This is a genomic window from Ruegeria sp. BC7 (assembly GCF_056539165.1).
This window is the reverse complement of sequence record NZ_JBQFUL010000008.1, coordinates 101,116-113,436: the sequence shown is the minus strand read 5'-3', so window position 1 is coordinate 113,436 and position 12,321 is coordinate 101,116. Positions and strand designations below refer to the sequence as shown.

General features: G+C 58.7%; 9 protein-coding genes. 6 read left to right on the top strand and 3 right to left on the bottom strand.

Features of this window, described 5'->3' with window-relative positions:
• Nucleotides 1-410: 410 nt before the first annotated feature.
• Together ACR0KS_RS17260 and amaB are read left to right on the top strand one after the other, a co-directional pair.
• Nucleotides 411-1,517 carry a saccharopine dehydrogenase NADP-binding domain-containing protein gene (locus ACR0KS_RS17260; RefSeq protein ID WP_170567483.1) on the top strand — a complete coding sequence of 369 codons (1,107 nt, stop codon included), beginning with the start codon at nt 411-413 and terminating at the stop codon, nt 1,515-1,517.
• A gap of 18 nt (nt 1,518-1,535) precedes the next feature.
• The gene (gene amaB / locus ACR0KS_RS17255; RefSeq protein ID WP_170567631.1) at nt 1,536-3,032 is read left to right on the top strand and encodes an L-piperidine-6-carboxylate dehydrogenase; all 1,497 of its coding nucleotides are present in this window, start codon (nt 1,536-1,538) and stop codon (nt 3,030-3,032) included.
• A gap of 39 nt (nt 3,033-3,071) precedes the next feature.
• Here the strand turns inward: amaB and ACR0KS_RS17250 are convergent, their stop codons facing one another.
• A complete protein-coding gene (locus ACR0KS_RS17250; RefSeq protein WP_170567485.1) occupies nt 3,072-4,649 on the bottom strand; it encodes a DUF5928 domain-containing protein in 1,578 nt (525 codons plus the stop codon).
• A gap of 142 nt (nt 4,650-4,791) precedes the next feature.
• Between ACR0KS_RS17250 and ACR0KS_RS17245 the strand changes: the two genes are divergently transcribed.
• Complete coding sequence (locus tag ACR0KS_RS17245) at nt 4,792-5,610, top strand: sulfotransferase family protein (RefSeq protein ID WP_170567487.1); 819 nt, start codon at nt 4,792-4,794, stop codon at nt 5,608-5,610.
• A gap of 202 nt (nt 5,611-5,812) precedes the next feature.
• Here the strand turns inward: ACR0KS_RS17245 and ilvD are convergent, their stop codons facing one another.
• Nucleotides 5,813-7,645: a dihydroxy-acid dehydratase gene (gene ilvD, locus ACR0KS_RS17240; RefSeq protein WP_170567489.1), complete on the bottom strand. Its 1,833-nt coding sequence runs from the start codon at nt 7,643-7,645 to the stop codon at nt 5,813-5,815.
• 107 nt (nt 7,646-7,752) lie between these two features.
• Between ilvD and ACR0KS_RS17235 the strand changes: the two genes are divergently transcribed.
• The 3 genes from ACR0KS_RS17235 to ACR0KS_RS17225 all read left to right on the top strand — a co-directional run bounded on the left by ACR0KS_RS17235 (nt 7,753) and on the right by ACR0KS_RS17225 (nt 10,428).
• On the top strand, nt 7,753-8,316 hold the full coding sequence (locus ACR0KS_RS17235) for an XRE family transcriptional regulator (RefSeq protein ID WP_170567491.1): 564 nt from the start codon (nt 7,753-7,755) through the stop codon (nt 8,314-8,316).
• Nucleotides 8,317-8,389: 73 nt separating this feature from the next.
• Nucleotides 8,390-9,244, top strand: coding sequence for a 3-mercaptopyruvate sulfurtransferase (gene sseA / locus ACR0KS_RS17230; RefSeq protein ID WP_170567492.1), 855 nt, complete (start codon nt 8,390-8,392; stop codon nt 9,242-9,244).
• A complete protein-coding gene (locus tag ACR0KS_RS17225) occupies nt 9,244-10,428 on the top strand; it encodes an amino acid aminotransferase (protein ID WP_170567494.1) in 1,185 nt (394 codons plus the stop codon). The genes sseA and ACR0KS_RS17225 overlap by 1 nt, the downstream gene beginning before the upstream one ends.
• Nucleotides 10,429-10,974: 546 nt before the next feature.
• On the opposite strand, the gene ACR0KS_RS17220 is transcribed toward ACR0KS_RS17225, so the two are convergent.
• Nucleotides 10,975-12,297, bottom strand: coding sequence for an ammonium transporter (locus ACR0KS_RS17220; RefSeq protein WP_170388665.1), 1,323 nt, complete (start codon nt 12,295-12,297; stop codon nt 10,975-10,977).
• Between the last annotated feature and the right edge of the window lie 24 nt (nt 12,298-12,321).

Sequence of the window (12,321 nt, the reverse complement as noted above, 5' to 3'; positions counted from 1 at the left end):
CCCCTGAATTCGTCTTGAAACGCATCAAAACCAACACCGGGTCTTTGCTTGCGACGGGCATCCTTCGGTCTGTCGCAAACAAGACCGGCCCAATCGGATCCCAGCGCTGGCCGGGCCGAGGTTTTGCAAGGAATTAGCGCGAAGGTTTCGGCCCAATAGAGCAAACCCTACCCTATTCACGGGTAAAAATCACTGATGTTGTTGATATGTCTGCGCGTCTTTGCTGTGCCGAACGTCCTCGGGTGAAGCTGCGTGATCCAGTCGGCTAGGCTGGACAGATTTACGAACTTGTCATTGTGTCGGTATGCCCGCCAAAACGTCGGAAGTTTTTGTCTTTTCGTCAAGATTGCCCCTGCGGATCGAACAAGCCGCCCGTCATACTTTCAAAAAAACGAAAGAGGAGGCGCGTTTTGAGCTGGAATATCTGTGTCATCGGAGCAGGCAAGATCGGTCAGATGATCGCGACCCTGCTGAAGTCTTCGTCCAATTACTCGGTCACGGTTGCGGATCGTGATCTGTCGGCGCTGTCGGTGCTTAACCGGCAAGGTATAGCGACCCGGCAGATCGACGTCAGCGACGCGGCGCAACTGGCCAAGGCGCTGACGGGTTTCGATGCCGTCATCTCGGCCGCTCCGTTCTTTTTGACCCCGCAAATCGCAAAGGCAGCCAAGTCTGCGGGCGCGCACTACTTTGACTTGACCGAGGATGTCGCGGCCACCAATGTCGTGCGCGAATTGGCCAAGGACAGCGCAACGGCCTTCATGCCGCAATGTGGTCTGGCCCCCGGTTTTGTCGGTATCGCCGGGGCTGCGCTGGCGTCGGAGTTCGATGAGCTGGACAGTCTGCACATGCGGGTTGGCGCTCTGCCGCTCTATCCGACCAATGCGCTGAAATACAATCTGACATGGTCCACTGACGGGTTGATCAACGAATACTGCAACCCGTGCGATGCCATCGTGAATGGCGAACGGGTCAAGACCGCGCCGCTGGAAGATTACGAACTGCTGGGCCATGACGGGGTCGAGTATGAGTGTTTCAACACATCCGGCGGCTTGGGTACATTACCAGAAACGCTGGAGGGCAAGGCGCGGGCGGTGTCGTACCGCTCGATCCGCTATCCTGGCCATTGCGATATCCTGAAGCTGCTGCTCAAGGATCTGGGGCTGGAACGTCGCCGTGATCTGATGAAGGACATCTTTGAGACCGCCCTACCGCGCACCGATCAGGATGTGGTTTTGGTCTATTGCACGGCCAAAGGCATGATCGACGGGAGCTTGCGCGAGAAATCCCTGATCAACAAGAGCTTTGCGCGTGAGATCAACGGGCAGGTCTGGAGCGCCATTCAGGTCACCACCGCCGCAGGCGTTCTGGGCGTGGTCGATCTGATGCGCACGGGCGCGCTGCCTGCCAAGGGCTTTGTCCGGCAGGAACAGGTGACCCTGTCCGATTTCCTGAACACCGAATTTGGCCAGCTTTACCGCGCTGGCGATGCAACCCAACAGAACAAGGCGGCCTGAGATATGAAAGACATCGTTATGACTGCGCAAACCACCCTCGCCAATCTGGACCTGACGGCGGCTGACCTGACCGGCGGCACGTTGCCAGTGCATTCCCCCATCGACGGCAGCCTGCTGGCCGAGGTGCATGAAACTCAAGCTGGCGACATGGACGCGGTCTTTGCCAACGCCAAAACCGCCTTTAAAGCATGGCGCACTATCCCGGCCCCACGCCGGGGTGAGCTGATCCGCCTGCTGGGTGAAGAACTGCGCGCTGCCAAGGACGATCTGGGCGCGCTGGTCAGTTGGGAGGCCGGCAAGATCACCTCCGAAGGTCTGGGCGAAGTGCAAGAGATGATCGACATCTGCGACTTTGCCGTGGGCCTGTCGCGTCAGTTGTATGGTCTGACCATCGCCTCCGAACGCCCCGGCCACCGGATGATGGAGACATGGCACCCGGCGGGTCCGGTCGGTGTGATCTCGGCCTTCAATTTCCCGGTGGCGGTCTGGTCGTGGAACGCGGCGATTGCGCTTGTCTGCGGCGATACGGTGATCTGGAAGCCGTCCGAGAAGACACCCCTGACCGCGATGGCCTGTCAGAAGATATTTGAACGCGCGCTGGCGCGGTTTGGCGATGCGCCCGATCACCTGCTGCAAACCCTGATCGGCGGTGCCGCGCCGGGCGAGGCGCTGGTGGCCAGCGAAGACGTGCCAGTGATTTCCGCCACCGGGTCCACCCGCATGGGTCGCGCGGTGGCCCCGGTTGTGGCCCAGCGGTTCGGCAAGTGCATTTTGGAGCTGGGCGGTAATAACGCAATGATCGTTGGACCCTCGGCCGATCTGGAAATGGCGGTGCGGGCGATCGTGTTCTCGGCCGTGGGCACGGCCGGTCAACGCTGTACCACACTGCGCCGTCTGATCGTGCATAACTCGATCCGCGAGGAGTTGGTGGCCCGTCTGAAGAAAGCCTATGCCGGTTTGCCCATCGGCAACCCGCTGACCGAGGGCACGCTGATCGGTCCGCTGGTGGATGAAGCCTCGGGCGCGGCCATGACCGCCGCGTTGAACGCAGCCACAGCCGAGGGCGGCACTGTGTTCGGTGGCCAGCGCGTGACCGAGGGCGTGCCGGATGGCGTCTACATGCAGCCCGCCATTGTCGAGATGCCTGGCCAGTCGGCTACGGTAAAGACCGAGACCTTTGCGCCGATCCTCTACGTCATGGGCTATGACGATTTCGACGACGCCATTGAGATTCAGAACGACGTGCCGCAGGGTCTGTCCTCCTGTGTGTTCACCCTGAACATGCGCGAGGCCGAGCAATTCCTGACCGCAGCCGGATCGGATTGCGGTATCGCCAACGTCAATATCGGGCCGTCAGGGGCCGAAATCGGTGGCGCGTTTGGTGGCGAAAAAGAAACCGGCGGTGGACGCGAAAGCGGATCGGACGCGTGGAAAGCCTATATGCGGCGTCAGACCAATACGGTGAATTACTCGGCTGAATTACCACTGGCGCAGGGTGTCAAATTCGACATCTGACCCAAAAATCCGGCGGATCACACCCGAGCCGCCGGATCGTCAATCTGCAAACAGGTACTCCAAGCGCATAACGGCATGCGCTTGTTTCGCAGAAATCCCAAGAAACGCGGCAAGGGACGCTTCGTTTTCGGCGCGCGTGTCTGTTTCCCGTATCCGCACGTAGTCCTTCAGACCCGCCCCCCGGATCAAATCTGACTCGTGGGCGAGGGAATTGCGCAGCGTCGGAACCAGACCCGACACCGTATCGGCGGGGCTGTCAATGCCGGCCAAACCAACCCGACGGGCGTGGCCGATCAGGTAGTCGTCCGAATATTCACACTCGATCTCAAGCACGTGCGTCTTGGCCCGGTCAGAGTTGAAGTCCTCGATAATGTCCAGGTTGGCGGGGTCGACGCAGATGACCAATTTGTCCGTATCGAAACTGTCGAACAGCATCCGCACGACCGCGCGTCGGTGGCGGGATCGCTTGACCAGCGTTGTTTCGATGCCGCCGAGATCGGGCAGGGCAGTGTCCTGTTCGTTGAACAGGTACTCGACACATGGAATGTCGGTCTCGGAGACGATCTGGTCGACCAGCCGCTTGGCGACGTGCCATTTCTTGCACACGATCAGAAAAACCTCGCGGTCAGACCCCAGCGTATTTCCCGCTTCCCAGAACCGCTGCCCGTACCGGCGGCCAACCCGCCCGCGACCGGTCAGAAACCCGTAGAGATTTCGCCCTTCGTCGGATATCGGAAAATCAACGCCCTCGGCTGCGTAGAGCTTGCCCAACCTCTCTTTCAGCTCGTGTGCTTCCGGGCTGATCTTTCGCGCAAAAAGATAGTCCTGTCCCAGCAGCATGTCATAGTGATCGTTGTAGAATGTTACCGGCATCCCATAATCCGAGAACATCAGAAAGGTCGGCGTTCGGTTTTCGATCTCTTCTCTTGGCACCAGATGCCGAACTAGGGTCTGGAAAAAGGTTTCATCTGGAATCCACGTGGTCGAGAAGAAACGGATCACATCCCGGCGCTGTTTCAGGAAGTCCAGAATCATCTCGACCGTTCGGCGGCGCAGACACCACCATTGACTGCCGATCTTGACCTGGATGTCGGCGGGAATTTCGCGGGTCAGGCCAAAGCGTTTTTGAAGCTCGTACGCGGCATAAAACAAACGGGATTGCGTCCGCTCGTTGAAATAGTGGCGATAGATCAGCCGGTCCTCTTTCATGCCGGTCTTGATCCATTTGCTTTCAAAAAAGTCGTGGCTTTCGACAAAATCCTTGTCACGTTCGTCCAGAAAACGGTGTGCGTATTCCGCCGTCTTTATCGCCATGCAGTCGCCAGACAGCATGTAGAAATGGGTGGCGCGTGGAAAAGCGTCCACCGCTGCTTCGATGGCGTGCAATGTGGCTTGGACCAACGACCACTCTCCCCAGCCACACTTGATCCGCTTGGCGGCAAAAGTGACGTTCGGATTGGGGCCCAGCGCATCCTGAATGCGCGCATATGCGGCAGAGCTGGCACGCGCGTCAAAATGAATGGCCATGCAATCCCCGGCGGCCGTCAGTTGCTCGGCCTGCGCAATGATCGCGTCAGGGTCTTTGTGGCACAGCAAAATATAGGCGATCCTGGCCATTTCGGTTCTATGATTTCCGTTTCTGCCCGTTTCCAACCGTGATACTGAGGATGAACGATTGAATAAACAGAATATTTTTGGTTTTTTGATTTCAAAAGCGGGCACGAATAACAGGTTCTGACCCGCAGAGGAGGCGCAGCAGATGGGTTTTCCCGGTACATGGATGACCGAGAGCGAAAGCATGGTTTACCGTGTGGTGCCGAAGTGCGCCTGCTCGACCATAGGGCAAATCATGTACTACTCGGATCACGGTCAGTTTTTTGAGGGTGACATTCACGACGCAAGTGACGGGATGCACAAATGGGCGTTTGAGCCCAGTCAGGACGCAATTTCCAGAATTGTCCGCGATCATGCGGGGTATTCATTTACCTGCGTGCGGAACCCTTACACGCGAATTCTAAGTTCTTTTTTCGACAAGATTTGTGGAATTCAGCGAAACGGAAAACGGTACCGGGGCAATCTCGTTCCGACGCTGATTTACAACTATGGAATCGAAGTCGGGGGCGACGATGGCAAGGGCGAATTTGATCAGATCGCCAGCTTCCGTCGGTTTCTTCTGTTCGCACGCGACACGATCCGATGGCGCAGGCCGATGGACCCGGATATTCACTGGTCGTCGATGTCAGGCCATGTCTCGACCTTCATCGCGAATGGTGGGCGGTATGACAAGATTTTCTGGACCGAGAAATTCAACGACGGGATGCAGGGTGTCTTGGATCACCTTGAAACGCCCCACGCGGTGAACCTGTCCGATATCCCGCGCTTTAACGAATCCGAAGGGCACGGGCCCAAACGCGCCCATCCGGTCGAAGACTATTTTGACGACCTCTCGATGCATCTGGTCTACGAAATCTACAAACAAGATTTCGATCTCTTTCGGTATGATTTCGAGAATCCGGCCAACAAGATGCCGATTGGTGAAATTGATCTGGATGAAGTTCACGCCAAACTTGGCGATTGATTCAATTCCGGGGATGCTCCCGTCCATCGTCAATGTCTCTGACGAGACATCTCCTCAGGTTGGGCCCGGCGCCGCGCAAAGCGCGGCGCCGGGCCCAAGACCGAATGGGGTATCGGCGCAGCCGATGGCTCAGTTCGGGCGCGGGAGCGTTTGGTTGTCTAGAAAACCCGGTTCAGAGGCACCTTGAACCGGGCTTTCAGAATCACAACTGGCGTACCGCCCCTTTAGCGGCACTCGTAGTCAGCTTGGCATATGCCTTGAGCGCCGTGGACACCTTGCGCTTACGCGGTGCCGCAGGCAGCCACCCTTTTTCGTCTTGAATCTTGCGGCGTTCCGCCAGTTCTTCCTCTGACACAACAAGCTGGATCGAGCGGTTCGGGATGTCGATCTCGATCCGGTCTCCGTTTTCTACCAATCCGATGACCCCGCCCTCGGCCGCTTCGGGCGAGACATGGCCGATCGACAGGCCCGAGGTGCCGCCCGAGAACCGCCCGTCGGTTAGCAAAGCGCAGGCTTTGCCCAGACCTTTGGATTTCAGATATGAGGTCGGGTACAGCATTTCCTGCATCCCCGGCCCACCGCGCGGACCTTCGTAACGGATGACGACCACGTCGCCCTCTTTCACCTTGCCGGTCAGGATGTCGTTGACCGCTTGATCCTGACTTTCGCAGACATAGGCCGAGCCGGTGAAGGTCAGGCTCGCCGGATCAACGCCCGCCGTTTTCACGATACAGCCATCGCGCGCGATATTGCCGAACAGAACGGCCAGACCGCCATCCTGACTGAATGCGTGTTCCTTGGACCGGATCACGCCGCCTTCGCGGTCGGTGTCCAGCTCTTTGTACCGGTTCGACTGGCTGAACGCCTGTGTGGTGCGCACACCACCGGGCGCGGCCTTGAACAAGTCTTGCGCTTTGGGGTTATTGGCGACCTTGATGTCCCAGTTGGCAATGGCTTCACCCATCGTCGCCGAATGCACGGTGCTGCAATCTTCGTGCAGCAGTCCCGCGCGGCTGAGTTCGCCGAGGATCGAGAAGATGCCCCCGGCGCGGTGGACGTCCTCCATATGCACGTTCTCGGTGTTGGGCGCGACCTTGCACAGGCAGGGCACCTTGCGGCTGAGGCGGTCCATGTCAGACATGTCGAAATCGACTTCGCCCTCGTTGGCGATGGCCAGCAAGTGCAGCACGGTGTTGGTGGACCCGCCCATGGCGATATCGAGGCTCATCGCGTTCTCGAACGCATCGAAGGTTGCGATTTCGCGCGGCAGAAAGCCCTTTTCGTCCAACTCATAGTGACGCTTGGTGATCTCGACGATGCGGCGGCCAGCTTCAAGGAACAGCTCCTTCCGGTCCGAGTGCGTCGCCAGCGTCGAGCCATTGCCCGGCAGCGCCAGACCCAGCGCCTCGGCCAGACAGTTCATCGAGTTCGCGGTGAACATGCCCGAGCACGACCCGCAGGTGGGGCAGGCGTTTTCCTCGATATGCTGGACCTGCTCGTCGGTGTACTTGTCGTCGGCGGCGGCAACCATTGCGTCCACGAGGTCAATCTTTTTCACATCCAGATCGGCGATGTCGATCTTGCCGGCCTCCATCGGCCCGCCCGAGACAAAGATCGCGGGGATGTTCAAGCGCATGGCTGCCATCAACATACCGGGCGTGATCTTGTCGCAATTCGAGATGCAGACCATCGCATCGGCACAATGTGCGTTGACCATATATTCGACCGAATCCGCGATGACCTCACGCGAGGGCAGCGAATACAGCATCCCGTCATGGCCCATGGCGATGCCGTCATCCACCGCAATGGTGTTGAATTCTTTTGCAACGCCGCCAGCGGCCTCAACTTCGCGCGCAACCATCTGGCCCAGGTCTTTAAGGTGGACGTGACCCGGCACAAATTGCGTGAACGAGTTGACGATGGCGATGATCGGCTTGCCGAAATCATCGTCGCCCATGCCGGTCGCACGCCACAGGCCGCGGGCACCGGCCATGTTGCGGCCATGGGTTGAGGTTCTGGATCGGTAGAGTGGCATGACGCTGTTTCCCTTTTGCCTCGGGTTGCATGTCTTGGGGTTCGTACGTTATAGCGCACGTATCACATGTGCGCTATAACGCACAAGAGGATTCGCGGGACGCTAAGATGGACTCTGACGATATTACGCTGAAACTGCGGGACGTGCGGGCGGCAACCGGCTTGAGCCTGTCAAAAGTGGCCGAGTTGACGGGCGTCAGCAAGGCCATGCTGGGCCAGATCGAGCGGGGTGAATCCAGCCCGACCATCGCGACCTTATGGAAAATCGCCAAAGGGTTCCAACTGCCGCTCAGCGCTTTGATCGGATCGTCGGCGCTGCGCGATCCGGCGGATGCCAGCCTGTTCCGCACCGTGACCTTTCCCGGCAGCATCGAGGTCAAGATCGTCTTTCCTTTTGACCCTGCACTGGGCGCGGAAACCTTCCACGTCGATCTGGCCCCGAACCAGAGCCACGAATCCGCTGCCCATGCCGCCGGTGTGACCGAGGAGGTCTTTGTGCTGAACGGGTCGCTTGAGATTCTACGCGATGGCGAATGGGTGCCGTTGCAGGCCGGGCAGGGTCTGCGTTTTGCCGCCGATCTGCCGCATGGCTATCGGGCGGGTGATGAGGGCGCCGCATTTCTGAACATGCACCACTATCCATCGTCCGTGGTTATGGAAACGGCCCCCTGAAAACGCCATCCAGCCTTGAACCCGCAACCCTGCGCGTATAGGGAAAACCCAAGCTCGCTTTGGGGAGACTTTGATGCAGGACGATCCGAAAACCCTCGTTTCAACCGAATGGCTTGCAGCCCATCTCAAGGACCCGGACCTGCGGGTTCTGGACGGGTCGTGGTATTTGCCGCAGCAAGGGCGGGATGCAAAGGCCGAGTATGACGCGGCCCATATTCCGGGCGCGCGGTTCTTTGACATTGACGAAATCTCTGATCACCGGTCGGACCTGCCGCACATGGCGCCTCCGGTCGAGAAATTCATGTCGCGCCTGCGGGCGATGGGCGTTGGGGATGGTCATCAGGTGGTGGTCTATGACGGCGCCGGGCTGATGTCCGCCGCGCGGGTCTGGTGGCTGTTCCGATTGATGGGTCAGGACAATGTGGCCGTTCTGGATGGCGGTTTTCCCAAATGGCAGGCCGAAGGGCGTGAGATTGAAGACCTTCCCCCGGTTATCCGCGACCGCCACATGACGGTGCGCGTGCAAAACCATCTGGTGCGGGATGTCACTCAGGTCTCGGCGGCGGCGAAACTGGCCGACCACGAAATTATTGATGCGCGCTCAGCCGCCCGATTTGCAGGAACCGAAACCGAGCCGCGTGAAGGGCTGCGTTCGGGTCATATTCCGGGCTCGCGCAATGTGCCGTTCGATACGCTGCTGAACAAGAATGGCACGATGAAATCCCCCGAGGATTGCCGCGCCGTTTTCGAGGCCGCAGGCGTCGACTTGTCGAAACCTGCCATCACCTCATGCGGGTCGGGCGTGACAGCCGCGATCCTCAGCCTTGCGCTTGAACGCATGGGCAAGAAAGACCACTCGCTTTATGACGGCTCCTGGGCTGAATGGGGTGCCTTCCCGACCCTGCCCGTCGCAACCGGAGAGAACTGATGTTCGAGAACCTCAAACCGCAGCCCGCCGACAAAATCCTGGCGCTGATGCAGATGTACCGCGAAGACCCGCGCGATCAGAAGATCGACCTGGGTGTTGGCGTCTACAAGAATGCCGATGGGGTGACCCCGGTGATGCGTGCGGTGAAAGCAGCCGAAAAGCGCATTTTGGAAGAACAGGAAAGCAAAGCCTATACCGGGCTGGCCGGTGATCCGGCCTATGCGGATGCGATGATCGGACTGATCCTTGGCACCTCGGTCCCGCGCGGCAATATCGCTGCCGTGGCAACACCCGGCGGTACCGGTGCGTGTCGGCAAGCGTTTGAGATGATCCGCATGGCCAACCCGTCGGCGCGTGTCTTTGTGTCAAGCCCGACATGGCCGAACCACCTGTCGATCCTGAACTACCTTGGGATGGAGACGGTCCAGTACCGTTATTTCGACGGCGAAACCCGAGGCGTGGACTTCGGTGGCATGGTCGAAGACCTGAAGACTGCCAAGGCGGGCGACGTGGTATTGCTGCATGGTTGCTGCCACAACCCGACCGGGGCCAACCTGAACATGGTGCAGTGGCAAGAGGTCGTAAACATCATCAATGAGCTTGGTCTCGTGGCAATGATCGACATTGCCTATCAGGGCTTCGGGGACGGTCTGGAAGAAGATGCGCAGGCCACGCGCCTTGTGGCCTCGTCGGTCAAACGTTGCCTGATCGCGGCGTCCTGTTCCAAAAACTTCGGAGTCTACCGCGAACGGACCGGTCTGTTGATGGCGATCAGCGATGATGCGGCACAGACGGCGCTGAACCAGTCGACACTGGCCTTTCTGAACCGTCAGAATTACTCCTTCCCACCCGATCATGGTGCGCGTGTTGTGACCACGATCCTGAATGACGAGGCTCTGCGCGCGGATTGGGCGGCCGAGTTGGAAGAGGTGCGCCTGTCCATGCTGGGACTGCGCCAACAACTGGCTGACGAACTGCAAAGACTGAGCGGCTCGGACCGTTTTGGTTTTATCGCCCAGCACCGCGGCATGTTCTCGCGTCTGGGTGCGGCACCCGAGCTGGTCGAGAAACTGCGTGCCGATCACGGCATCTACATGGTGGGTGACAGCCGTCTGAACATCGCGGGCCTGAACGCGACAACGGTTCCGATTCTGGCCAAGGCGATTGTCGACGTCGGCGTTTGACCTTTATCTGAGACACACATCAAAGCCGCGCCCTCCAGCGCGGCTTTTTTGCGCGCTCTCGAAAACGGCCATCTTCGTCAGGCCACGTCCAAATTTTCGGGTCGCTGGCGATCGCGTCTACAACTAGCGCCGCACGTTCACGTGTGCAGGGTCTTTCCGTGAGTCCCATATGCACAAGTTCTATTTGCACAAGGTATTCAGCTACATCCTCTTTACTCGTTTCTCTTCTGATCTGACTGGCCGCCTGAATCAAATACGAATCGTATTCGTCGCCTAAAGATAGACAGTCCTCGTCATTCCAATTCTCTTCCGGCTTCAAAAGGCCGATAGGATCCCAAAGACGCCAGCCAATGTCTCGGAGTCTGGAAAGTTTGATACGAGGAGGTGGAGTAAGTTTCATTGCAATCGACTAAATCAGAAATTGTTTCGGACAGTTTCACAGCGGCAGTCTTGGGGTAAGCGCCTAAATTCAAATGGTTTGTTGAAAGACACAACAAAAAAACCGGGCGCGAACGCCCGGTTTCGGATTTGGTACTTGATCAGGCGTTAGCCCTTGGAAAACTCGGGATAGGCTTCCATACCCAGTTCTGCCATGTCGAGGCCGTTGATCTCGTCCTCTTCGCTGACGCGGATGCCAACAACCGCCTTCAGGATCGTCCACAGGATCAGCGCACCGACGAAGGTGAACACACCGTAGGCTGCGATACCCAGCAACTGAGTGCCCAGGCTTGCTTCACCGTAGAAGATCACGGCGATGGTGCCCCAGATACCGGCGAACAGGTGAACTGGGATCGCACCGACAACGTCGTCCAGCTTGAACTTGTCCAGCATCGGAACGGTCAGGACAACAATAACGCCGCCAACTGCACCGATCCACAGAGCGCCGAACAGGGTCGGGGCCAGAGGTTCAGCAGTGATCGAGACCAGACCGGCCAGAGCGCCGTTCAGAACCATCGTAAGGTCAGGCTTTTTGTACAGCAGTTGGGTCAGGATCAGTGCGGTCACTGCACCCGAAGCGGCTGCCATGTTGGTGTTGGCAAAGATACGCGACACGTCGGAAACGTCACCCACGGTGCCCATTGCCAGCTGCGAGCCGCCATTGAAGCCGAACCAACCCAGCCAAAGGATGAACGTACCCAGAGTGGCCAGCGCCAGGTTTGAACCGGGCATCGGGTGGACTTTGCCGTCTTTGTACTTGCCGATACGCGGGCCCAGTACGATGACACCTGCCAGAGCTGCCCAGCCACCGACCGAGTGCACAACGGTCGAGCCAGCGAAGTCCGAGAAGCCAGCTTCAGACAGCCAGCCGCCGCCCCACTGCCAGGAACCCGAGATCGGGTACAGGATGCCGGTCAGGACGATGACGAAGATCAGGAAGGGCCACAGCTTGATGCGCTCGGCCACGGCACCCGAAACGATCGAGGCAGTTGCGGCAACGAACACAAGCTGGAAGAAGAAGTCCGAACCGATCGACGCATAGTCCAGCGCCGCTTCTGCGGGGTCAACGCCCACGGCATCAAGCGATGTGGTCGAGAAGAACGGGCCCAGCCAGCCAGCGATGGACCAGCCGTCGCCGGGGTACATCAGGTTGAAGCCGATCAGCCAGTACATGATCGCGGCAAAGGAAAACAGCGCCACATTCTTGATCATCTGCATGGCCACGTTCTTGGAACGCACCAGGCCGCCTTCCAGCATGGCAAAGCCTGCCGCCATGAAGAAGACCAGGAACCCTGCCATCAGGAACAGCAGCGTGGTGAAGATATACTGGGTATGGAGCGCGGCTTCGCCGTCGGCGGCCTCTTGCGCCAGACCCATCTGCGGCAGCGCGACGATCGCGGCAGCAGGGATGAGAGATTTCATCAGGTTCATTGTTAGTCCTCGAGTGATTGTGAG